18 protein-coding genes are annotated in these 22,266 nt (G+C 72.3%); 4 read left to right on the top strand and 14 right to left on the bottom strand.

The features are described 5' to 3' along the window. The first annotated feature begins 88 nt into the window (after positions 1 to 88). Complete coding sequence (locus ABZZ20_RS32785) at positions 89 to 1,432, top strand: UDP-glucose/GDP-mannose dehydrogenase family protein (protein ID WP_356875955.1); 1,344 nt, start codon at positions 89 to 91, stop codon at positions 1,430 to 1,432. A 229-nt stretch (positions 1,433 to 1,661) separates the two neighbouring features. Here the strand turns inward: ABZZ20_RS32785 and ABZZ20_RS32780 are convergent, their stop codons facing one another. The 4 genes from ABZZ20_RS32780 to ABZZ20_RS32765 form a co-directional block, all read right to left on the bottom strand. Further along, entirely contained in the window at positions 1,662 to 2,774 is a 1,113-nt protein-coding gene (locus ABZZ20_RS32780) for a dipeptidase (RefSeq protein WP_356875953.1), read from the bottom strand. A gap of 178 nt (positions 2,775 to 2,952) precedes the next feature. Beyond that, on the bottom strand, positions 2,953 to 4,095 hold the full coding sequence (locus ABZZ20_RS32775) for a dipeptidase (RefSeq protein WP_356875975.1): 1,143 nt from the start codon (positions 4,093 to 4,095) through the stop codon (positions 2,953 to 2,955). A 59-nt stretch (positions 4,096 to 4,154) separates the two neighbouring features. Then, on the bottom strand, positions 4,155 to 4,691 hold the full coding sequence (purE, locus tag ABZZ20_RS32770) for a 5-(carboxyamino)imidazole ribonucleotide mutase (protein WP_356875951.1): 537 nt from the start codon (positions 4,689 to 4,691) through the stop codon (positions 4,155 to 4,157). Positions 4,692 to 4,922: 231 nt separating this feature from the next. Then, positions 4,923 to 6,062 carry a 5-(carboxyamino)imidazole ribonucleotide synthase gene (locus tag ABZZ20_RS32765; protein ID WP_356875949.1) on the bottom strand — a complete coding sequence of 380 codons (1,140 nt, stop codon included), beginning with the start codon at positions 6,060 to 6,062 and terminating at the stop codon, positions 4,923 to 4,925. Positions 6,063 to 6,284: 222 nt separating this feature from the next. Between ABZZ20_RS32765 and ABZZ20_RS32760 the strand changes: the two genes are divergently transcribed. Then, a complete protein-coding gene (locus tag ABZZ20_RS32760; RefSeq protein WP_356875947.1) occupies positions 6,285 to 6,833 on the top strand; it encodes a GtrA family protein in 549 nt (182 codons plus the stop codon). Between the two features lie 8 nt (positions 6,834 to 6,841). Here ABZZ20_RS32760 and ABZZ20_RS32755 read toward each other — a convergent pair whose 3' ends face one another. Beyond that, entirely contained in the window at positions 6,842 to 8,107 is a 1,266-nt protein-coding gene (locus ABZZ20_RS32755) for an ATP-binding protein (RefSeq protein ID WP_356875945.1), read from the bottom strand. Between the two features lie 15 nt (positions 8,108 to 8,122). After that, positions 8,123 to 8,800: a response regulator transcription factor gene (locus ABZZ20_RS32750; RefSeq protein ID WP_099891841.1), complete on the bottom strand. Its 678-nt coding sequence runs from the start codon at positions 8,798 to 8,800 to the stop codon at positions 8,123 to 8,125. Positions 8,801 to 9,297: 497 nt separating this feature from the next. On the opposite strand from ABZZ20_RS32750, the gene ABZZ20_RS32745 reads away from it, so the two are divergent. Next, on the top strand, positions 9,298 to 10,791 hold the full coding sequence (locus ABZZ20_RS32745; protein ID WP_356875943.1) for an oligopeptide:H+ symporter: 1,494 nt from the start codon (positions 9,298 to 9,300) through the stop codon (positions 10,789 to 10,791). Between the two features lie 67 nt (positions 10,792 to 10,858). On the opposite strand, the gene ABZZ20_RS32740 is transcribed toward ABZZ20_RS32745, so the two are convergent. The 8 genes from ABZZ20_RS32740 to hutU all read right to left on the bottom strand — a co-directional run bounded on the left by ABZZ20_RS32740 (position 10,859) and on the right by hutU (position 20,771). Continuing rightward, positions 10,859 to 12,184, bottom strand: a complete 1,326-nt coding sequence (locus ABZZ20_RS32740) for a hypothetical protein (protein WP_356875941.1) — start codon at positions 12,182 to 12,184, stop codon at positions 10,859 to 10,861. Next, entirely contained in the window at positions 12,181 to 13,269 is a 1,089-nt protein-coding gene (locus ABZZ20_RS32735; protein WP_356875973.1) for a neocarzinostatin apoprotein domain-containing protein, read from the bottom strand. Before ABZZ20_RS32735 ends, ABZZ20_RS32740 begins: the two co-directional genes overlap by 4 nt. 56 nt (positions 13,270 to 13,325) lie before the next feature. Then, complete coding sequence (locus ABZZ20_RS32730; protein ID WP_356875939.1) at positions 13,326 to 14,372, bottom strand: hypothetical protein; 1,047 nt, start codon at positions 14,370 to 14,372, stop codon at positions 13,326 to 13,328. A gap of 17 nt (positions 14,373 to 14,389) precedes the next feature. Further along, complete coding sequence (locus ABZZ20_RS32725; protein WP_356875937.1) at positions 14,390 to 15,073, bottom strand: LPXTG cell wall anchor domain-containing protein; 684 nt, start codon at positions 15,071 to 15,073, stop codon at positions 14,390 to 14,392. Positions 15,074 to 15,174: 101 nt separating this feature from the next. After that, positions 15,175 to 16,350 carry an imidazolonepropionase gene (gene hutI / locus ABZZ20_RS32720; RefSeq protein WP_356875935.1) on the bottom strand — a complete coding sequence of 392 codons (1,176 nt, stop codon included), beginning with the start codon at positions 16,348 to 16,350 and terminating at the stop codon, positions 15,175 to 15,177. Positions 16,351 to 16,465: 115 nt separating this feature from the next. Further along, complete coding sequence (locus ABZZ20_RS32715; protein ID WP_356875933.1) at positions 16,466 to 17,821, bottom strand: formimidoylglutamate deiminase; 1,356 nt, start codon at positions 17,819 to 17,821, stop codon at positions 16,466 to 16,468. Further along, on the bottom strand, positions 17,812 to 19,002 hold the full coding sequence (locus ABZZ20_RS32710; protein WP_356875971.1) for an allantoate amidohydrolase: 1,191 nt from the start codon (positions 19,000 to 19,002) through the stop codon (positions 17,812 to 17,814). Before ABZZ20_RS32710 ends, ABZZ20_RS32715 begins: the two co-directional genes overlap by 10 nt. Before the next feature lie 107 nt (positions 19,003 to 19,109). After that, positions 19,110 to 20,771: a urocanate hydratase gene (gene hutU, locus ABZZ20_RS32705; RefSeq protein ID WP_356875931.1), complete on the bottom strand. Its 1,662-nt coding sequence runs from the start codon at positions 20,769 to 20,771 to the stop codon at positions 19,110 to 19,112. 104 nt (positions 20,772 to 20,875) lie between these two features. Between hutU and ABZZ20_RS32700 the strand changes: the two genes are divergently transcribed. Further along, positions 20,876 to 22,252, top strand: coding sequence for a diaminopimelate decarboxylase (locus ABZZ20_RS32700; RefSeq protein WP_356875929.1), 1,377 nt, complete (start codon positions 20,876 to 20,878; stop codon positions 22,250 to 22,252). Positions 22,253 to 22,266 lie beyond the last annotated feature (14 nt).

The raw sequence follows: 22,266 nt of genomic DNA, 5'->3' as shown, positions 1-22,266 counted from the left end.
CCGTGTTGCCTGCTCCTGGGGAACGTCCCCCGGGGCCGGCCCGACTATGCTCAGTGGCCGCAAACGGCCCCGCACCTCTGGAGCATCCATGGCCCCCCTCAAGATCACTGTGATCGGCACCGGATACCTCGGCGCCACGCATGCCGCGGCGATGGCGGAGCTGGGCTTCGAGGTGCTCGGACTGGACGTCGTTCCGGAGAAAATCGAGATGCTGGCCGCGGGCCGGGTACCGATGTACGAGCCCGGGCTGGAAGAACTCCTCGCCGCACACGTCGCGGGCCTACCGGGGTCCACGGGGCGGCTGCGCTTCACCCAGTCCTGGGAAGAGGTCGGCGCCTTCGGTGACGTCCACTTCGTCTGCGTGAACACCCCGCAGAAGCACGGCGAGTACGCCTGCGACATGTCGTACGTCGACTCCGCGATGGAATCGCTGGCCCCGCACCTGACGCGGCCGGTGCTGGTGGTCGGCAAGTCCACCGTGCCGGTGGGCTCGGCGGAGCGGCTCGCCGCGAAGCTCGCCGAGCTCTCCCCGGCGGGCACGGACGTCGAACTGGCCTGGAACCCGGAGTTCCTGCGGGAGGGCTTCGCCGTCCAGGACACCCTGCACCCGGACCGGATCGTGATCGGCGTCCAGGGCGACCGCGGCGAGAAGCTGCTGCGCGAGGTGTACGAGACCCCGATGTCGGAGGGCACCCCGCTCGTGGTGACCGACTTCCCGACGGCCGAGCTCGTCAAGACCGCGGCCAACTCCTTCCTCGCCACGAAGATCTCCTTCATCAACGCGATGGCGGAGGTCTGCGAGGCGGCCGGCGGCGACGTGGTCAAGCTGGCCGAGGCCATCGGCTACGACGAGCGGATCGGCGCGAAGTTCCTGCGCGCCGGGATCGGCTTCGGCGGCGGCTGCCTGCCCAAGGACATCCGGGCCTTCATGGCGCGCGCCGGCGAGCTCGGCGCGGACCAGGCCCTGACCTTCCTGCGCGAGGTCGACTCCATCAACATGCGGCGCCGCGGACACATGGTCGAGCTGGCGCGCGAGGCAGTCGGCGGGGCCTTCCTGGGCAAGCGGGTCGCCGTGCTCGGTGCCACCTTCAAGCCGGACTCGGACGACGTCCGCGACTCCCCCGCGCTGAACGTGGCCGGGCAGATCCACCTCCAGGGCGGCCAGGTCACCGTCTACGACCCGAAGGGCATGGACAACGCCCGCCGCGTCTTCCCGACCCTCGGGTACGCGGACTCGGCGCTGGAGGCGGCCCGGGGTGCGGACGTGGTCCTGCACCTCACCGAGTGGCGCGAGTTCCGCGACCTCGACCCGGTGGAGCTGGGCGCGGTCGTCACCGACCGCCTCGTCCTCGACGGCCGCAACGCCCTCAATCCGGCCTGCTGGCGCGCGGCCGGCTGGACGTACCGCGCCATGGGCCGCCCCCGCGCCTGAACCACGCACCGTGCGGCTGGTGCTGTGACCGGAAGGGTTCACCGGCAAACCTTTCCGGCCACAGCACTAAGCGGTCTCAGGGAAGTGGGGTGCGTTTCCGCGTCGTTCGGTGCGTGCTCTCGGCGTGCCGGCTGAAGGCCCTTGTACTGGACGTACTCGGGTCTTCAGCCGGTGCGGCGAGAGTGCATGCCGGGCGGCGTGGGAGCGTGCCTCACTTCCCCGAGCCCGCTTAGGCCGGTCTGCGGTGTTGGGCGGCGCGGGCCGTGAATTCCGCGTCGCGCAGCACCCGTTGGGCGTTGCCCCAGGTCAGCAGGGCCAAGTCGGTTTCGGACCAGCCCCTCTCCAGTAGTTCCGCGATCAGCTGCGGATACCCGGAGGGGTCGGTCAGGCCGGTCGGCCGGGGAGCATCCGGTCCCGCGCCGAAGGTGGCACCGAGACCGACTCCCTGCGGGCCCGCAATGGCCCGTACGTGCTCGACGTGGTCCGCGACCGCGTGCAGGGAGTCGCCCGTCTGGGCGGCGTCGAAGGTGACCATCGCCAGGCCGCTCGCCGCCCGCAGCGCGAGCAGCACCTCGTCGGTGAGGTTCCCCGGATGCGGGTTCAGCGCCGCCGCTGCGGTGTGCGAGACGACCACCGGGGCTTTGGAGGCCCCCGCCAGCCGGCAGGCAATGTCCGGCGTGCAGCCGGTCAGGTCGAGCAGGATCGCCAGCCGGTTCGCCTCCCTGACCACCTCATGGCCGAACGGGGTCAGGTCGTGCTGGGCCCACGGGGCTCCCGCAGGCGCGAGCATCCGTACGCCCAGGGCGTGGAACGCGCGCAGCACCCCCAGCGAATCGACCAGCGTCCGGCCCGGCACGGGTCCCAGGAACGAGGCGATCCTGCCGCGGTTGCGGGCGTCGACCATGTCGTCAGCGGTCAGCGCCAGGCACAGGCCGTCGGGGTAGCGGCGCATCAGGGCGAGCGCCACGTCGATCTGCTCCAGGGTGTCGGAGACGACCTGGTCGGCGGCGACGCCCTCGCACGGCACCATCAGCGACCAGAACTGGGCGCCGACCCCGCCGGCGCGCAGCCGCGGGATGTCGGTGTCGACACCGGTGTCCGGGGTGTCGATGTCGTGGTACGGACTTTGGCGCAGGGTCCACAGAAGGGTGTTGTGCCCGTCCGCGACGGGATGGACGGACAGCAGCGCGACGGCCCGTTCCAGGGCGCCGACCTCTACTGCGACGGGGAGGTCCTCGGCTCCGGTGGACCCGGGGCCCGCGGGGGCCGTCTCCACCGTGTCCGTCGCGTGCGCGGGGTTGCCGGTGTTCAGGGCGGTCTGTTCATCCTGCAGGTCGGCCATGGCGTTCGCTCCGGTCTCGGCGGCAGCAGGGCGGGATGCTGCCACCGTGACACGCCGGACGACCGGATCGCCCGGCGGATGTGGCGTTCGGGTGTAACCCGCAGGTCACCCCCCTCGCCGCATCCGCCGGAGAGCGGACCGGGCGGCCCGTGGTGGGCCAGCAGCGGCCCCGCAGCGGCTACAGCACCGCGTTGGAGGGGCCGCGGGAGGCCGAGAGCTCGCGCGCCACCGCTTCCGCGTCGCGCAGCGCCCGTACGGCGTTGGACCAGGTCAGCTTGGCCAAGTCGGGCCGCGACCAGCCGCGCGTGAGCAGCTCCGCGATCAGGTTCGGGTAGCCGGCGACGTCGTCCAGCCCGGCCGGGGTGAAGGCCGTGCCGTCGTAGTCCCCGCCGATGCCGATGTGGTCGATGCCGGCGACCTCGCGCATGTGGTCGAGGTGGTCGGCCACCGTGGCGGCCGTGGCCACCGGGCGCGGGCGCTGTGCTTCGAAGGCCCGGTGCAGGGCCATGGCCTCGGGCGTGGTGTCCAGGTGGTGGAAGCCGTGCGCCCGGAGGTTCTCGTCCGCGGCCAGGGTCCATTCGACCGCCGCAGGCAGGATGAACTTCGGTACGAAGGTCGCCATCGCGACCCCGCCGTTGGCCGGCAGCTGCGCCAGCACGTCGTCGGGGACGTTGCGCGGATGGTCGCAGACGGCCCGTGCGGAGGAGTGCGAGAAGATCACCGGCGCGGCCGAGACGGCGAGCGCGTCCCGCATAGTCGTCTCGGCGACGTGCGAGAGGTCGACGAGCATGCCGATGCGGTTCATCTCGGCGACGACCTCGCGGCCGAAGTCGTTCAGGCCGCCGTGGCGCGCCTCGTCGGTCGCCGAGTCCGCCCAGTCGATCGTGTCGTTGTGTGTCAGCGTCATGTACCGCACGCCCAGCTGGTGCAGGGCGCGCAGCGTGGCGAGGGAGTTGTTGATGGAGTGACCGCCCTCGGCGCCCATCAGCGAGGCGATCCGGCCGTCCGCGCGGGCCGCCTCCATGTCGTCCGCCGTCAGTGCCCGCACCAGGTCCGTCGGGTAACGGTCGATCAACTGGGTGACGACGTCGATCTGCTCCAGGGTGGCGCTGACCGCCTCGTCTCCCGCGTAGTCGGAGCGCACGTAGACCGACCAGAATTGGGCGCCGACCCCGCCTGCGCGCAGCCGCGGGATGTCGGTGTGCAGGTGGACGGACTGGTCGGCGGCGATGTCGCGCTGCGCGAGGTCGTAGCGCACCTGTTCGCGCAGCGCCCACGGCAGGTCGTTGTGCCCGTCGACCACCGGGTGTTCGGCGAGCAGTTCACGGGCCTCGGCGAGCCGGTTGGCCGCGGACGTCGCCGCGGGCGGGGTCGCCGTGCTCACTGGGCGAACCCGAAGGAATCCGCGCCCGCGACCTTCGTCCGCAGCCGCCTGCCCTTCTCGGTGGCCTGGTCGTTCAGCTCCTGCTGGAAGTCCCGCATCCGGGCCAGCAGCTCCGGGTCGTGGGCGGCCAGCATCCGTACGGCGAGCAGGCCCGCGTTGCGCGCCCCTGCGACGGAGACCGTGGCGACGGGAACCCCGGCGGGCATCTGGACGATCGACATCAGCGAGTCCATGCCGTCGAGGTACTTCAGCGGCACCGGTACGCCGATGACCGGCAGCGGGGTGACCGAGGCGAGCATGCCGGGCAGGTGGGCGGCCCCGCCCGCACCGGCGATGATCGCCTTCAGGCCCCGTTCGGCGGCCTGCTCCCCGTACGCGATCATCTCGCGCGGCATCCGGTGCGCCGAGACCACGTCGACCTCGTAGGGGATCTCGAACTCGTCCAGGGCCTGGGCTGCGGCCTCCATGACGGGCCAGTCCGAGTCCGAACCCATGACGATGCCGACGACGGGGCCTGCGGGGGACGTGCTCATCCCGATCTCCTTGCGTGGGAATCCCCGGCGTCCGCCGGGGGAGGGAACGCATCGACGGCCCGGCGCCGCGCCGCAGCGATGTGCCGCTCCGTGATGCTGTGACCTGTGCTTGTGTGCGGATGATGACCGCCCGTAGCGCCCGTGGCGGCCGGGGTGGCCGTGGCGGTTCGTGCTGGATCAGGTTCCCCCACCCGCGGGGGTGGGCCCCCTCCCGCCGGGGAGGGGAGGCCGTCAGGCGGTGATCGTTCCTCTGAGGTAGCCGGCTGCGTGACGTGCGCGCTCCAGCACATCGTCCAGGTCGTCGCCGTAGGTGTTGACGTGGCCGACCTTGCGGCCGGGTTTCACGTCCTTGCCGTACATGTGGATCTTCAGCTGGGGATCGTGGGCCATGCAGTGCAGGTACGCCGCGTACATGTCCGGATAGTCACCGCCGAGCACGTTCGCCATGACCGTCCAGCGGGCCCGGGGACGCGGGTCGCCCAGGGGAAGGTCCAGGACCGCGCGGACGTGGTTGGCGAACTGGGAGGTGACGGCGCCGTCCTGGGTCCAGTGGCCACTGTTGTGCGGGCGCATCGCCAGCTCGTTGACCAGGATGCGGCCGTCGGTGGTCTCGAACAGCTCCACGGCCAGGTGGCCGGTCACGCCGAGCTCCTTGGCGATGCGCAGGGCGAGGGCCTGGGCCTCGCCCGCCAGGGCCTCGGAGAGGTTCGGGGCGGGGGCGATCACCGTGTCGCACACGCCGTCGACCTGGACGGACTCCACGACCGGGTACGCCACGGCCTGGCCGTGCGGGGAGCGGACGATGTTGGCCGCGAGCTCGCGGACGTAATCGACCTTCTCCTCCGCCAGGACCGGGACGCCCGCCTTGAAGGGGGCCTCGGCGTCCTCGACGGTCCGGACGAACCAGACGCCCTTGCCGTCGTAGCCGCCGCGCACGGTCTTGAGGATGACCGGGAAGCCGCCCACCTCCTGTGCGAAGGCCGCCGCGTCCGCCGGATCGGTCACGATCCGGTGGCGGGGGCTCGGCGCGCCGATCTCGTCGAGCTTGGCGCGCATCACCCCCTTGTCCGCGGCGTGCATCAACGCATCGGGCCCCGGGCGGACGGGGATGCCGTCCGCTTCCAGGGCCCGCAGGTGCGCGATGGGCACGTGCTCGTGGTCGAAAGTGATCACGTCGCAGCCGCGCGCGAAGGCGCGCAACGTCTCCAGGTCGCGATAGTCGCCGATGACGACATCGCTCACGACCTGGGCCGCCGAGTCCTGTGGGGTGTCACTGAGGAGCTTGAATTTGATGCCGAGGGGGATGCCCGCCTCGTGGGTCATGCGGGCGAGCTGTCCGCCGCCGACCATGCCGACTACCGGGAACGTCACCCCTCCAGAGTATCCGCCGGTATTCGGCCATCAGGACCCGCATGGGCACGGGCCCTGGCGAGCACTCGTCGTAACGTCCCGGTGTGCTGTGCGTCGCACGGTGTGCGAAGGCACGGACGGGCCCGTGGGGCGACACTTAGCATGGGAGGGCTGACCACAAGGCACCAGACGCCTCCACGGACGCCCCGCGCGGGGCGGCGACGGACAGGACCGATCCATCACATGAGCACGCCGCAGCAGGGATCCGCCCTCGAACGCGTACGCGGGCTCGCTCGGGAAGTCGCGAAGTTCGGGGCCGTCGGCGGCTTGGGCGTGCTCGTCAACCTCGGTGTGTTCAACCTCATCCGGCACGCGACGGACCTCCAGGTCGTCCGGGCGAGCGTGATAGCCACCGTTGTGGCCATCATCACCAACTACATCGGCTTCCGGTACTTCACCTACCGGGACCGCGCCCACTCCCGCAACGCGCGCGAGCTGCCGCTGTTCGTGGCCTTCAGCGTGATCGGCCTGGTGATCGAGAACGGCGTGCTGTACACGGCCACCTACGGCTTCGACTGGGACGGCCAGCTCGCCACCAACGTGTTCAAGTTCATCGGCATCGGCACGGCCACCGTCTTCCGCTTCTGGTCGTACCGGACCTGGGTGTTCAGGGCCCTGCCGGTCCACGCCCCCGCCCCGGCCGCGGCCGGGGTGGTCACCCTGCCGCGCGGCGGGGCGGAGAGCGGCCCGAGCGCCGCACTCACCCCCGCCCCCGAGCCCGCCGGCAAGTAGCCGCCGGCTCAGCGGACCGTCTGCTCCCGCTCCGGCCGCTCCGGCGCCGTCCGGCTCAGGAACAGCGCGAACACCGGAGGCTGCGCCTGGAGCAGCTCCAGCCGTCCGCCGTCGGCTTCCGCGAGGTCCCGGGCCACCGCCAGGCCGATCCCGGTGGAATTGCGGCCGCTGATGGCCCGCTCGAAGATCCGGTTGCCGAGGTCCGGGGGAACGCCCGGCCCCTCGTCGGTGACCTCCAGTACCGCCTGGTTCCCGATCACCCGGGTACGCAGCGCGACCGTGCCGCCCCCGTGCATCAGCGCGTTCTCCACGAGGGTCGCCAGTACCTGCGAGACGGCCCCCGGGGTGCCGACGGCCCGCACGCCCGTCTTGCCGGAGCGCACGATGGCCCGGCCCGCGCTGCGGTAGGCGGGCCGCCACTCCTCGACCTGCTGCTTGACGACCTCGTCCAGGTCGAAGGGGACCGCCGAGCCCGTGCGCGGGTCCCGCGAGTTCGTCAGCAGCCGCTCGACCACGTCCGTGAGCCGCTCCACCTGGGTGAGGGCGATGCTCGCCTCCTCCCGTACGGTCTCCAGGTCCTCGGTGACCGTGATCTCCTCCAGCCGCATCGACAGGGCCGTGAGGGGGGTGCGCAACTGGTGCGAGGCGTCCGCGGCCAGCCGCCGCTCGGCGGTGAGCATCCGGCCGATCCGCTCGGCACTGGAGTCCAGTACGTCCGCGACCCGGTCCAGCTCGGGGACCCCGTACCGCTTGTGCCGCGGCCGGGGGTCGCCGGAGCCCAGCCGCTCGGCCGTCTCGGCGAGGTCGGTGAGCGGGGAGGCGAGCCGGTTGGCCTGTCGTACGGCGAGCAGGACGGCCGCCACGACGGCGAGCAGCGCCACCGCGCCGACCACGGCCAGGGTCCGTCCGACCTCCCTGGTCACCGTGGAGCGGGACTCCTCGACGACCACGACCTCACCCTGTTCGCCCTTCGCGGTGCCGCGGATGACGCTGTCGGGGATGCGTTCGCCTACCTCCACGGGCGGCTGCCCGGGAACGGTGATCCGGGCGTACCGGCCGGCGTCCAGCTGTTCGGCGAGGGCTCGGGCGTTGACGGGCTTGCGCTCCAGGACGCTCGCCTCGACGGAGCCCACCAGGCGCAGCGCCTCGGACTCGATGCGGTCCTGGGCGCTACTGGTGATCGTCCGGGTCTCCACGATCACCAGGGAGACCCCGAAGACGGCGATCACGACGAGCACCACGGCGAGCGTGGAGTTGATTAGGCGGCGGCGCATGGCTCCGGAGGCCGCTCAGCTCTTCTCGAAGCGGAAGCCGACGCCGCGGACGGTGGCGATGTAGCGGGGGTTCGCGGCGTCGTCACCGAGCTTCTTGCGCAGCCAGGAGATGTGCATGTCGAGGGTCTTGGTGGAGGACCACCAGGTGGTGTCCCACACCTCGCGCATCAGCTGGTCGCGGGTGACGACCCGGCCGGCGTCACGGACGAGGACCCGCAGCAGGTCGAACTCCTTGGCCGTGAGCTGGAGCTCCTCCTCGCCCATCCAGGCGCGGTGCGACTCGACGTCGATCCGCACCCCGTGCGTGGCGGGGGCCTGGGTGGCCTCGTTCGCACCGCGCCGCAGCAGGGCCCGGACCCGGGCCAGCAGCTCGGCGAGGCGGAAGGGCTTGGTCACGTAGTCGTCGGCGCCCGCGTCCAGACCGACGACGGTGTCGACCTCGTCCGCACGGGCGGTGAGCACCAGGATCGGGAAGCCGTGGCCCTCGGCGCGCAGCCGGCGGGCGACTTCGAGGCCGTCCATGCCCGGCAGGCCCAGATCCAGGACGACGAGGTCGACGCCGCCCTGAAGTCCCGCGTCCAGGGCGGTGGGGCCGTCCTCCCGGACCTCGACCTCGTACCCCTCCCGGCGCAGGGCGCGGGCCAGGGGTTCCGAGATGGATGCGTCGTCCTCGGCGAGCAGTACACGCGTCATGTGGGTGATGGTAGTCCGCGGCGGCGATGCGCAGGGGCGTGCCGGCACACCCTTGCCGATCTGGTCTTATGTCTAGGGGGCGCCATGGAATGTGACCAAACGGTTCCCAACTCGCCTGTGATCCATGTCTCAAGTCCGTTCATATGCCGCAGTGTCGTGTCGTATGGTGGCGAGACGCCTTATGCATTACCTCTAAGACCTTTGTGCCGAAAAGCGTGCCAAAGGTCTCTCCTTCTGTCCCGGCCGGTCCAGGCAGTCTTGACGGACTGACCTGTTCGGACGTGAGGACAGTGAATGACCTGTGGGCCGGGCCCCGCGCGCGAAGGATGCGTGACGGGGCGTGGATCCCGGTTGCGGACGTTCCCCCGCCCCTTCCTCACCGGACGGGGCAGACCCCTGGGCGTGGGGTGGGACGTACGCCTCCGGTGCCGGCCACCCCCCACCCGGGCGCTGTTCCGCTCACGAAGCGAAGCGTCCCGAGCAAGCAAGGATCGACGATGGCTCCCAGCCTGACGAAGGACTCCGCCGATACCGGCGAAAAGACCTTCCTCGGCCACCCCACCGGCCTGGCCTTCCTCTTCATGACCGAGATGTGGGAGCGCTACAGCTTCTACGGCATGCGCGCGCTGCTCGTGCTCTACCTGGCCACGAACGTGGCCGACGGTGGTCTCGGGATGAACGACGCGACTGCGGTCGCGATCTACTCCGTCTACAACGCGATGGTCTACCTGCTCGCCCTCCCGGGCGGCTGGCTGGGCGACCGCGTATGGGGTGCCCGCAAGGCCGTGGCCGTCGCGGGTGTTGTCATCATGACGGGCCACTTCCTGCTGGCGGTGCCGGCAACCGTCTCGTTCTTCATCGGCCTGGCGCTCATTGCGGCCGGTTCCGGTGTGCTGAAGGCCAACATCTCCACGATGGTCGGCCAGCTGTACCGGGACGAGAACGACCCGCGCCGCGACGGTGGCTTCACGATCTTCTACATGGGCATCAACCTCGGTGCCTTCGTCGCCCCGCTGACCATCGGCTGGGTCGGCCAGGAGGTCAACTGGCACATCGGCTTCGCCATGGCCGGTGTCGGCATGGCCCTGGGTCTGCTGTTCTACTTCATCGGTTTCCGCCACCTGAACCCGGTCTCGAACCAGGTCCCGAGCCCGCTGAGCGCCGAGGAGAAGTCCTCGGTCGTGAAGAAGGGCCTGATCTGGCTGGGTGTCGCCGCCGGCGCCTACGCGATCATCGGCCTGGCCGGCATCTTCACGATCAACTACGCCCTGTGGCCGCTGACCATCGCCGGTCTCATCCTCCCGGCCTGGGCGATCCTGCGGATCAAGCGCGACAAGGACCTCTCGGTGGTCGAGCGGTCCCGTATGTCGGCGTACGTCTGGTTCTTCGCCGCCGCCGCGATCTTCTGGGCGATCTACGACCAGACCGGCTCCACGCTGGCCCTGTTCGCGAAGGACAGCACGGACAGCACGCTGTTCGGCTTCGCGTTCCCGGAGAGCTGGTTCCAGTCGCTGAACCCGCTGTTCGTGATGGCGCTCGCGCCGGTCTTCGCCTGGCTGTGGGTGGCCCTCGCCCGCCGCTCCAAGGAGCCGACCACCCTCGCGAAGTTCTCCTTCGCACTCGTCATGATCGGCGCCTCCTTCGGCGTCATGATGGTCGCCCAGGGCCTGGCCGGCGGTGACACGAAGGTCAGCCCGATGTGGCTGGTCGGCGTCTACTTCATCCAGACCGTCGGCGAGCTCACCCTCTCCCCCGTCGGCCTGTCGCTGACCACCAAGCTGGCGCCGCAGAAGTACGCCTCCCAGATGATGGGTGTCTTCTTCCTCGCGGTCACCGCCGGTGACTCGACCATCGCGCTGCTCCAGCTGCTCGGCGCCCCGACGGACACCCAGGGCTGGTTCGCCACCCAGGGTGTGCTCGCCGTCCTCGCCGGCATCGCGATCTACATGTACCGCAAGAAGGTCCAGCCCCTCATGGGTGGCGTGCACTGACGCACCCCTCGCTCGCGCGGCGGCCCGGTACACCTCGGAGGTGTACCGGGCCGCCGCGTCGTACGGGTTACCGGGTGCCGCGCAGGCGGCGCCACGGCGTGAAGGTGAAGACCGCGCCGCCGAGCAGGACCACCGTGCCCGCGACCAGGGCGAGGGCCTTGATGCCGCCCCCGTCCTCGGCGCCCGTCTCGGCGAGGTTGCCCGAGCTGGTGGAGGAGCCGGTGGTGGAGCCGGTGGTGCCCGGGGAGCCCGAGCCCCCGGCCTGGGCGGTGGTGTCCAGCTCCAGCGAGACGCCGCTGCTGGTCGCCTTGCACGGCACGTTGATGGGCGTGGACCCGGGGGCCATCGTGACGTCGATCGTCAGCTGGTCCGGGCTGAGCGTGACCTTGCCGGTCTTGCCGGGCTTGTAGGTGCCGGTCATGTCGTTGAGGCTGACCGGCGCCTTGTCCGGGATCGGCTCCGCGTTCGCCGGGCCGGAGACCTTGACCGTGCCGCTGTCGGCGCCGCCGAGCTTGACGTCCATCGAGGGCTTGAGGGCCCCCGCCGGCAGGGCCATCGGGCTGGCCATCGCGCCCTTGGCGGTCTTGACGGTCAGGTCGTAGCTGCCGCCGTTCTTCTTGGCGCTGATCGTGACCGGGGTCTTGATGCCCCCGGGGACGACCGGGCCGCAGTCGAAGGCGACCTCGACGGGCTTGCCCGGGAAGTCGGTCTGGCCGCCACCGCCCCCGGTGGTGGAACCACCGCTCGCCGAACCACCACTCGTCGAACCACCGCTGGTGGAACCGCCGCTCGCCGAACCACCGGTGGTGGTACCGCCGGTCGTGGTACCGCCGGTGGTCGCGCCGCCGCTCGCACCCCCGCCCTCGGTGACCTTGATGGTGGCCCCGACCCCGACCGTCTCCTTCGGCGAGCAGTGCGTGACGAAGCCGCTGAAGTCCACGTCGTACTTGCCCGGCGTGATCGTGACGTCCCCGGCCTTGGTCAGCTTGATCTTGCCCTTCATGTCGGACATGACCATGGGGGCCTTCTTCGGGATGGGCGGGTTCTTGCGCTCGCCCTCCAACTTCACCTCCGCACCGAGCGCTCCACCGAGCTTCACGAAGCCGGTGGGCTTGACGGTGTCCTTGCCCAGGTCCATGAGGTCGGTGTTGTTCGAGGCCGGTTTGACGGTCTTCCAGACCACCTCGACCTCGTCGCCGACCTTGGCGGTGGCGGGCGCGGTGATCGAGACGGTGGTCGTGCCCTGGACCGGCCCGCCACCGCCCGCCGGCGGGATGCACTCCACCTTGTACGAGACGTCGGCCGCCTGGGCGGGGCTCGCCGCCAGCAGGATGCCCGCGCCGCCGAACAGCAGTGCGACCGTGGCCGCACTCACCCTCCGTTGGGTCTTCACGAATGTCCCTTCGTCGTCGGACTGTTCTCAGACGGTGCGGACGCCTGTGGTACGTGTGGTGCTCTCGGCCCCGGCGCAATGTCCGGGGTGGACCGCGGCAGGACCGCCGTGGTGGTCTGGGGGGACGCCGGCGCCCCCTGCGATCCCGCCGCCGACTCGGCCCCGTCGGCTGCCGGGCCCGGCGCGGCCCCCGCCGGCTCCGGGGCCCGCGCTCCCCGGTGCCGGCCGCCGGCCGGCGCGGGGTGCGGCCGGACCTTGTCGACGACGGCCATGCCGATGCGGAACACCGCGGCCGGGATCACCAGCAGGAGCAGGCCCCAGAACAGCAGGACCCCGTACGGACGGTCCACGCCCCAGGGCTGCGTCGCCACGACGGTGTCGCCGTACTTGAGGGAGACCGTGTAGTCCCCGTGGGCCCCCGCCGAGAGGCTGACGTCGAGGCGGACCTCGGCCTTGCCGCCCGGCGGGATGGTGCCCTTCCACCGGGCCTCGTCCCACTGCGGTGCGAACACCCCGTGGGCCGTGCCCAGTTGGAAGACCGGGTCCTTGACGGGGGCGGAGCCGAGGTTGCCGACGGTGACCGTGAAGGTCCGGGTGGGTGGGGCTCCGAACCAGGTCAGCACCCCGTCCTCACCCACCAACCGGACCCCGGTGAGCACGGCCAGGCGGGCCGCCCCGGACTCTGCCGGCAGCTCGGCCACCGGGTGATCGGTGATCTTCAGGGGAACGGCGACCGTGGCCTGGTCCCCGTTGACGGAGGTGACGTTCACGACGCAGGGGCACGGCTTGGGCGGTGCCACCACGGCCAGTTGGGCGGCGAAGCGCCCGTCGTCACCGGCCGAGACCGCGGCTCCGTCGGCGTTGGCGCAGCTGTTGGTGCCACCGATCATGTTCTGCCCGCAGACCAGCAGCATCACCAGGGTCTTGGCGCGCCAGCCGGTGCCGGTGACGGTGATCTCGGTGCCCTTCGCGGCCTCTTGGAGTGAGAGGGCCACGGCGGGCCCGGCCTCGGCGGCGCCGGCCGGGGAGCCTGCCGCGAGCGCCGGGAACAGGGCCAGGAGCAGGACCAGCGCGCCCCCGGCCAGCCGTGCCGCGACACGGGACCAGGCCTTGCCGCCGACCGTGGTGCCGACCTCGCCGCTCACCTGGGTGCTCCCGTCAACTCGTGATCCGGTGCCCGGCTGCCTGCGGGTACGGGCTCCTCGCACGCGGGCGCCTCGTGCCGGGTCCGCCGGCTGCGTACGAGGAACAGCCCGGCCAGGGTGACCAGGCCGAGGCCGAGCAGCCCGACGCCCGCCCGGGCGGCGGTCCCCCCGGGCACCAGCAGGGCCGAAGCGGTGGCGGTGGCCGGAGGCGCGCCGGGTGCCTTGACCGTGAGGGTGAGCTCGACCTGGTCGAGGACGGGGGCGCCGGGCCAGGGTTCGGCCAGCCGGACCCGCTGGCCGGGCAGGAGTTCCACCGGCAGGGCGCGGGGGGCCCGTCCCGGAACCTCGCCGAAGAGGCCCTCGGCACGGATCGCCAGCTCGGGGGCGAGCGCCACGTTCCCCCGGTTGACCAGGGTGTACGCGACCACCGCGCGGGCGCCCCTACCGCGTATCGAGACGTCCTCGACCGTGAGCGCGGCCAGCGTCGGGCCGCTGACCCGCAGCTGGACCCGTACCCCCACCTCGCGACCGCCCTCGGTGGCGACCACGGCGGCCGGATGGTCGCCGGGGAGGGACGCGGGCGGCACGCTGACGGTGAAGGGCACCACCGCGCGGGTGCGGGGCGGGATCCGCACGGTGGAGGCGGCCCCGAAGCTGATCCAGGAACCGGCACCGGGCACCGCGCCCTGCCGGCCGCTTCCGGCCGCGGGCGCGGCGGGGCGCACGGCGAAGGCGCCGTCGGCCGTGTTGTGGGCGTCGGCCCCGCGCAGGGTGACGGTGCGCTCCCGGTCGGAGGTGTTGGACAGGGTCAGCCGGTCCTCCAGCACGGTGCCGGCGGTGCCCGCGAGGTAGAAGTACGGGCGGGCGCCGGTGCCCGCGGCGGCGGAGGAGGCGGGCTCGGCGGTCCAGCCGGGTTCGTCCGCGGCGGCGGCGCCGGGGGCCGCGTACAGCGCGGTAGCGGCGAGCAGCGGGACGCACAGGCGCCTCAGGAATACGAGGGGCGTGGGGGACGTGGGGGATGTGGGGGTGTGGAGCACGGGCATGGCCGGGGGTGCTCCGTTCAGGACCGGGCCCGCTGGCCGCGCCGGGTCAGCCAGAGCACACCGGCGGCGCCGGTCAGCAGCACGGTGCCGCCGAGGGTGCCGAGGGCGAGGGCGGAGTCGGTGGGTCCGGTCTGCGGGAGGGTGTCTCCCGCGGCGGCCTCGGACCGGGGGGCGGCCTCCTGGCTGCCGGCGGCGGCCGTCACCTCCAGCTCCAGGGCGGGCTTGGGGTTGTTGCCGGGGGTGCAGGTGGTGGTGGTCCCCATCGCCTTGATGGTGAGCACGCCGGCGGTGAAGGTGACCTTGCCGCTCTTCTTCGGGGTGTAGGTGCCCGAGAGATCGGTGATCTTGATGGGGGTGTTGGCGGGTACGGCCTCCGGGTTGGGCGGGCCGGAGACCGGGACCGACGCCTTCTCCGCGCCGTCGACCACGATGACCGCGCCGGGGCTCATCGCGCCCCTGCCCAGCTCGATGGGGCTGGATGAGACGCCCTTCTGGAAGGACATCGTCAGCTTGTAGCCGTCGCCCTCCTTGACGGCCTTGATGTCGATCGGGGAGACCGCCGACTTGTCCCCGATGGGGGTCTTGCAGTCGTAGGCGACGTCGACGACATCGGCGTGAGCTACGGGGGCGGCCAGGAGGACCGCCGTTCCGGCCAGCGCGGCGGCCAGCGCGAGCGCGGTGGAGCGTTTCCGGTCGGACACCTTCGTCTTCCCCTCGGGCCACAAGTTACTGACGACACATCAGATTGGTGGCTCAAGGTACGCCCGGTGCCTTGCGGAGGGAAGACAAAGGGCATGCGGGATCAGGCGGCGCGCACACCCCTCTGCCAGACCGCCGAAACCAGCGGCACGCCCGGCCGGTAGGCGAGGTGCACGTGGCTCGGAGCCTCCAGCAGGGCCAGGTCGGCGCGGGCCCCGGGGGTGACGACCCCGACGTCGCTGCGGCGCAGGGCGCGGGCCCCGCCGGCGGTGGCCGACCAGAGTGCCTCGTCGGGGGTCATGCCCATGTCCCGGACAGCGAGCGCGATGCAGAACGGCATGGAACTCGTGTACGAGGAACCTGGGTTGCAGTCGGTGGACAGTGCGACGGTGACGCCCGCATCGAGCAGCCGACGGGCGTCGGGCCACTGGGCGCGGGTGGAGAACTCGGCGCCGGGGAGCAGCGTCGCGACGGTCGTGCCCGCGGCCTGCGCCAGGGCGTCGACGTCGGCGTCGGTGAGGTGGGTGCAGTGGTCCGCGGAGGCGGCCCCCAGCTCGACGGCGAGCTGCACGCCCGGGCCGTGGGAGAGCTGGTTGGCGTGGACGCGCGGAATCAGGCCCGCGGCGGCGCCCGCCGTGAGGATCGTCCGCGCCTGGTCGCCGTCGAAGGCGCCCTTCTCGCAGAAGACGTCCACCCAGCGCGCGTACGGGGCGCAAGCCGCCAGCATCTCGCCGGTGACGAGGTCGACGTACCCGGCCGGGTCCTCGGCGTAGTCCGGGGAGACGATGTGCGCGCCGAGGTAGGTGACCTCCTCGGTGTGCGCGGCGGCGATGCGCAGGGCGCGGGCCTCGTCCTCGACCGTCAGGCCGTAGCCGGACTTGGTCTCGAAGGTGGTGGTGCCCTGCCGGCGGGCCTCGTCGAGGTGGCGCAGCAGGTTGGCTTCCAGTTCGGCGTCGGTGGCGGCGCGGGTGGCGGCGACGGTCGTGCGGATACCACCGGCCGAGTAGCTGCGGCCGGACATGCGGGCGTTGAACTCGGCGGTGCGGTCGCCGGCGAAGACCAGGTGCGAGTGGGAGTCGACGAAGCCGGGGATGACGGCCCGGCCCTGCGCGTCGAACACCGTGTCGGCGGCCGGGGCGTCGGCCGCCCGGCCGACCCAGGCGACCCGGTCCCCGTCGATGACCACGGCGGCGTCCTGGACCAGGCCGAGGGGCCCCTCGCCCAGGGCGGGGTCGTTGGTGACGAGGCTACCGATGTGCGTGATGAGGGTGGTGGTCATGGTTCCTCTTCGTGGAGGGCGGGCGTCCTGGTGCGGGCCGACGGTCGGGGTGCGCCCGCCGTTCCGCCCCCTGAGGGCGGGTGGGCGGGCCGGGTGGGCGCACCCCGACGGGTACTCAGCCCCGGACGGCCGCGATGGACTCGGCCAGAGCTGCGGGCACGTCCGGGACCAGGGTGTGCGCCCCGTCGCGGACGATGTGGCGACCGCCCACGACCGTGTGGCGCACGTCGGCCGCGGAGGCGGCGAACACGGCCGTCTCGGCGCCCAGTCGGGGCGGCGGGCCCGCGGTCCTGACCGAGTCGAGGGCGATCGTGGTGAAGTCCGCGAGCGCGCCCGCCTCCAGGCGTCCCGCGTCGGGCCGGCCCAGTGCCGCATGGCCGTCGGCGGTGGCCGCGGTCAACAGCGCGTTCGCCGTCCAGTGACCCCGGGTGCGGCTGCTCAGGCGCTCGTTGAGCTCCATCGCGCGCGCCTCTTCCAGCAGGTCGATCACGGCGTGGCTGTCGCTGCCGAGGGAGAGCGGGCTACCCGCGTGCTGGAGCCGGCCGGCCGGGCCGATGCCGTCGGCGAGGTCGCGTTCGGTGGTCGGGCACATGCAGGTGCCGGTGGTGGTGGCACCGAGGAGCGCGATGTCCGCGTCGGTGAGGTGCGTGTTGTGGACGCCGGTGGTGCGCGGCCCGAGGACTCCGTGGTCGGCCAGGAGTTGGGTCGGGGTGCGGCCGTGGGCGGCCCGGCAGGCCTCGTTCTCCGCGGTCTGCTCGGAGAGGTGAACGTGCAGGGGAGCCTGTCGTTCCTCGGCCCAGCGGGCGACGGTGGCCAGCTGGCCGGCCGGTACGGCACGCACGGAGTGGATCGCCGCCCCGATCAGGGCGTGCTCGCGGGGCTTGAGGGCCGATGCGCGCTCGGCCCAGGCCTCGGCCGTGCCGTCGGAGAAGCGCAGCTGGTGCGGGTTGGGAGCCTCGCCGAAGCCGGAGGACAGGTAGGCCGTGTCGAGGAGGGTGATGCGGATGCCCGCCGCGGCGGCGGCCTCGATCAGGGCCTCGCCCATGGCGTTCGGGTCGGCGTACGGGACGCCACCGGGGGCGTGGTGGACGTAGTGGAACTCGCCGACGTCGGTGATGCCGGCCAGCGCCATCTCCGCGTAGACGGCGCGGGCGAGCGCGAAGTACGAGTCGGGAGTGAGGTTCTGGGCGACCTGGTACATGAACTCCCGCCAGGTCCAGAAGGTCCCGGAACCCACCTGCACCAGGGAGCGCAGCGCCCGGTGGAAGGCGTGGCTGTGGGCATTGGCCAGACCGGGGACGGTCAGGCCGCGCAGGACCTCGGCCCCGGGGGGCGGGGTCGGGACCCCGGTCCGCAGGGCGGCGATCCGCCCGTCGGCGCCCGCCTCCAGGGCGACGCCCGGCTCGACGGAGGTGCCGAGCCAGGCGTGCTCCAGCCAGTACGTCTTCAGCACGTTCGCCTTCAACGACATGCGAGGCCTTCCAGTACGTCGGCGAGGGCGAGAACGCCGGCCACGCAGTCGTCCTCGGGGGCGAACTCCCGCGGGGAGTGGGAGACGCCGGTGGGATTGCGTACGAACAGCATCGCGGTCGGGACGGCCGCGGAGAGGATTCCGGCGTCGTGTCCCGCGCCGGTGCCGAGGACGGGGACCGAGCCGCCGAGGATCCGGTTCAGCTCGTCGCGCAGGGCGTGCTCGAACTCGATGACCGGGGTGAAGGACTCCCGGACCACGGCGAGGTCGATGCCGTCCCGGTCGGCGTGCTCGCGGGCGGCCTTCTCGATCGCGGTGACCACCGTGTCGAGGGTGGCCTGGTCCGCGGCACGGGAGTCGAGCCATCCGCGGACGAGGGACGGGATGGCGTTGACCCCGTTGGGCTCGACGGCGATCTTCCCGAAGGTGGCGACGGCGCCCGCGAGGGCCGCTTCGCTGCGGGCGGCCAGGACGGTCGCCGCGTAGGTGAGCATGGGGTCGCGGCGGTCCACGAGACGGGTGGTGCCGGCGTGGTTGGCCTCGCCGTGGAAGTCGAACCGCCAGCGGCCGTGCGGCCAGATCGCGGACGCGATGCCGACGGCGTCGCCGGACAGGTCCAGCGCCCGGCCCTGTTCCACGTGGAGTTCGATGAAGGCGCCGATGCGGGCGAGGCGTTCGGGGTCCGCCCCGATGGCGTCGGGGTCGTACCCGGCGGCCTCCATGGCCTGGGGCAGGCTGATCCCGTCGGCGTCGCGGAGCTCGTACGCCCTCTCCTTGGTCAGCTGCCCGGCGGCGAGCCGGGAGCCGACGCAGGCGAGGCCGAACCGGGCCCCTTCCTCGTCACCGAAGTTGGTGATGGCCAGGGGCCTGGAGAACTCCGCGCCCCTCCTGCGGAGTTCGTCCAGAGCCGCGAAGGAGGACACCACCCCGAGGGGGCCGTCGAAGGCACCGCCGTCGGGGACGGAGTCCAGGTGGGAACCCGTGACGACGGCGTCCCCGGCGAGCGGGTCGCCGAGCCAGGCCCACTGGTTGCCGTTGCGGTCGGTCTCGTACGTCAGGCCGCGGGCCTGCGCCTGCGCCTGGAACCAGGTCCGGCAGTCGACGTCGGCACCGGTCCAGGCGAAGCGGCGGTAGCCGCCGGACTCCGCGTGGCGGCCGATGGGGGCCAGGTCGTTCCACATCTCGTGGAAGCCGGTTCCTCCCCGCCCCGCCGCCTCGCCGTCGTTCGGGGCCGTGCCCGGGCCGGACGGGGTGGCCTGGGCAGTGGCCCCGGGGTCGGGGAAGTCGCTCACGCGGAGTGCTCCTGCATGGGGACGCGGACGCCGCGCTCGGCCGCCACGGACTCGGCGATGTCGTAGCCGGCGTCGACGTGGCGGATGACGCCCATGCCGGGGTCGTTGGTCAGGACCCGGCGGATCTTCTCGCCCGCGAGCGGGGTGCCGTCGGCGACCGTGACCTGGCCCGCGTGGATCGAGCGGCCCATGCCGACGCCGCCGCCGTGGTGGATGGAGACCCACGAGGCGCCGGAGGCGACGTTGACCATGGCGTTGAGCAGCGGCCAGTCCGCGATGGCGTCGGAGCCGTCGAGCATGGCCTCGGTCTCGCGGTACGGGGAGGCCACCGAGCCGCAGTCGAGGTGGTCGCGGCCGATGGCCAGCGGGGCGGCCAGCTCGCCGGAGGCGACCATGTCGTTGAAGCGCTCGCCGGCCTTGTCGCGCTCGCCGTAGCCGAGCCAGCAGATGCGCGCGGGCAGGCCCTGGAAGTGGACCCGCTCGCCGGCCATCTTGATCCAGCGGTGCAGGGACTCGTTCTCCGGGAAGAGCTCCAGCATCGCCTTGTCGGTCTTCGCGATGTCGGAGGCCTCGCCGGACAGCGCCGCCCAGCGGAAGGGGCCCTTGCCCTCGCAGAACAGCGGGCGGATGTAGGCCGGGACGAAGCCGGGGAAGGCGAACGCGCGGTCGTAGCCGGCCAGCTGGGCCTCGCCACGGATGGAGTTGCCGTAGTCGAAGACCTCGGCGCCGGCGTCCATGAAGCCGACCATGGCCTCGACGTGCTTCGCCATCGACTCGCGGGCCCGCGTGGTGAAGCCCGCCGGGTCCTTGGCCGCGTACGCCGCCATGTCGTCGAAGTCGACGCCCACGGGCAGGTACGACAGCGGGTCGTGCGCCGAGGTCTGGTCGGTCACGATGTCGATCGGGGCACCCTCCGCGAGCATCTGCGGGAGGAGCTCGGCCGCGTTGCCCAGCAGGCCGATGGACAGCGGCTTGCGGGCGTCGCGCGCCTCGACGGCCAGCTGGAGCGCGTGCCGCAGGTCGTCGGCCTTCACGTCCAGGTAGCGGTGCTCGATGCGGCGCTCGATGGCGCGCGGGTCGACGTCGATGCAGATCGCGACGCCGTCGTTCATCGTCACGGCGAGCGGCTGGGCGCCGCCCATGCCGCCGAGGCCGGCGGTCAGGGTGATGGTGCCCGCGAGGGTGCCGTTGAACTTCTTCGCCGCGACCGCGGCGAAGGTCTCGTACGTGCCCTGGAGGATGCCCTGGGTGCCGATGTAGATCCACGAACCGGCGGTCATCTGCCCGTACATGGTCAGGCCCAGCTGCTCCAGGCGCCGGAACTCCTCCCAGTTGGCCCAGTCGCCCACCAGGTTCGAGTTGGCGAGCAGGACGCGCGGCGCCCACTCGTGGGTCTGCATCACGCCGACCGGGCGGCCGGACTGGACGAGCATCGTCTCGTCCTGCTTGAGGGTCTGCAGGGTGCGGACCATCGCGTCGAAGGAGCGCCAGTCGCGCGCGGCCTTGCCGGTGCCGCCGTAGACGACGAGCTTGTCGGGGTGCTCGGCGACCTCGGGGTCCAGGTTGTTCTGGAGCATCCGCAGGGCGGCCTCCTGCTGCCATCCCAGGGTGCTGAGCTCGGTGCCTCGCGCAGCCCGTACGGGGCGGGGTCCTGACATGGCGGTGCCTCCTCCGATGTTGGTCAATCTATTCACATCCTGACCCGCTGAATAGATTCAGTCAACAGCTGCGGGCCGACGCGCCGAATGATTGGCTGACGGACATGGCTGCCGAGACGCCCACGGGCATGCACGCGAGGACGCACACGCAGGGCGCCGCCGAGCGCCGTGACCTGGCCGTACGGGCCGCGGTCGAGCAAAGAATGGTGGGCGGGGCGGACACGGCGCAGCCCCTGGTGTGCCTGCTGGACGTGACCGGGATTCGCACCTCCGCCGCCGCCCTGACCAGCGCCTTCTCCGCCGCACTGGCGCCCGGCACCCCCGTCCTGCACGCCTTCGCGGTGAAGGCGTGCCCGCTGGTGCCGGTGCTGCGGCTGCTCGGGGACGCCGGCCTCGGCTGCGAGGTGGCCAGCCCCGGCGAGCTGGCCCTGGCCCGCGCCGCAGGCGTGGCCCCGGAGCGGACCGTGCTGGACTCCCCCGCCAAGACGCCGGCCGAACTGCGCGAGGCCCTGGCCCTCGGCATCGCCGTCAACGCCGACAACCGCCAGGAGCTGGAACGGCTCGACGCCCTCGTCGCCTCGGCGCCCACCGCATCGCCGATCGGCGTACGGATCAACCCGCAGACCGGCGCGGGCACGATCGACGCCCTGTCGACCGCCACCGCGACCTCGAAGTTCGGGATCGCGCTGCGCGATCCGGGAGCGCGTGAGTGGCTCGTACGGGCCTTCACGGACCGGCCGTGGCTGACCCGGCTGCACACCCACTCGGGCTCGCAGGGCGTTCCACTGCCACTGATCGCCGAGGGAGTGCGGGAGCTGCACGCCCTGGCCGAAGAAATCAACGCGGCCGTCGGGCGGCGACAGGTGGACACCCTCGACATCGGCGGCGGCCTGCCGGTGAACTTCGCTTCGGACGCCGAAACCCCGAGCTACGCGGACTACGTGGCGGCCCTGCGGGAGGCCGCGCCCGCCCTCTTCCGCGGGCACTACGGGCTGGTGACGGAGTTCGGCCGGTCCCTGCTGGCCAAGCACGGGCTGGTGCTCACCCGGGTCGAGTACACGAAGACCACCGGGGCCCGCCCGATCGCCCTCACCCATGCGGGGGTCCAGCTGGCGACCCGTACGGTGTACGCGCCCGAGGCATGGCCCCTGCGGGTCCTCGCGTACGACGCGAAGGGCGCCCCGAAGACCGGCACCCCGATCGCCCAGGACATCGCGGGCCCGGCCTGCTTCGCGGGAGACCTGCTGGCCACGGCCCGGGAACTGCCGGAACTCGCCCCGGGGGACCTGATCGCGATCCCGGACACGGGCGCGTACTTCTTCACGGCCCACTACGGCTACAACAGCCTCCCCCGCCCGGCGGTCCACGGCTTCACCGTCACACCGTCGGGCGACGTCCGCTTCGCGCAGGCCCGCCCGGCGCAGCCGCTGTCCGCGATCGTGGCGGAGGCGGGCGGCGCCGCGCCCGACGCACTGCTCTGAGCTGCGATGCCGGC

The organism is Streptomyces sp. NPDC006430, from assembly GCF_040612395.1.
In the GTDB taxonomy this organism is placed as follows: Bacteria; Actinomycetota; Actinomycetes; order Streptomycetales; family Streptomycetaceae; genus Streptomyces.
This window is presented reverse-complemented; position numbering and strand designations above follow the sequence as displayed.

Bases quoted from the DNA above. Each gene is read 5' to 3' on its own strand.
- ABZZ20_RS32785 (WP_356875955.1), top strand. From the start codon at position 89: ATGGCCCCCCTCAAGATCACTGTGATCGGCACCGGATACCTCGGCGCC.
- ABZZ20_RS32710 (WP_356875971.1), bottom strand. From the start codon at position 19,002: ATGTGGAACGACCTGGCCCCCATCGGCCGCCACGCGGAGTCCGGCGGC.
- ABZZ20_RS32730 (WP_356875939.1), bottom strand. From the start codon at position 14,372: ATGCCCGTGCTCCACACCCCCACATCCCCCACGTCCCCCACGCCCCTC.
- ABZZ20_RS32755 (WP_356875945.1), bottom strand. From the start codon at position 8,107: ATGCGCCGCCGCCTAATCAACTCCACGCTCGCCGTGGTGCTCGTCGTG.
- ABZZ20_RS32780 (WP_356875953.1), bottom strand. From the start codon at position 2,774: ATGGCCGACCTGCAGGATGAACAGACCGCCCTGAACACCGGCAACCCC.
- hutI (WP_356875935.1), bottom strand. From the start codon at position 16,350: ATGACCACCACCCTCATCACGCACATCGGTAGCCTCGTCACCAACGAC.
- ABZZ20_RS32750 (WP_099891841.1), bottom strand. From the start codon at position 8,800: ATGACGCGTGTACTGCTCGCCGAGGACGACGCATCCATCTCGGAACCC.
- purE (WP_356875951.1), bottom strand. From the start codon at position 4,691: ATGAGCACGTCCCCCGCAGGCCCCGTCGTCGGCATCGTCATGGGTTCG.
- ABZZ20_RS32760 (WP_356875947.1), top strand. From the start codon at position 6,285: ATGAGCACGCCGCAGCAGGGATCCGCCCTCGAACGCGTACGCGGGCTC.
- ABZZ20_RS32700 (WP_356875929.1), top strand. From the start codon at position 20,876: ATGGCTGCCGAGACGCCCACGGGCATGCACGCGAGGACGCACACGCAG.
- ABZZ20_RS32745 (WP_356875943.1), top strand. From the start codon at position 9,298: ATGGCTCCCAGCCTGACGAAGGACTCCGCCGATACCGGCGAAAAGACC.
- ABZZ20_RS32715 (WP_356875933.1), bottom strand. From the start codon at position 17,821: ATGTCGTTGAAGGCGAACGTGCTGAAGACGTACTGGCTGGAGCACGCC.
- hutU (WP_356875931.1), bottom strand. From the start codon at position 20,771: ATGTCAGGACCCCGCCCCGTACGGGCTGCGCGAGGCACCGAGCTCAGC.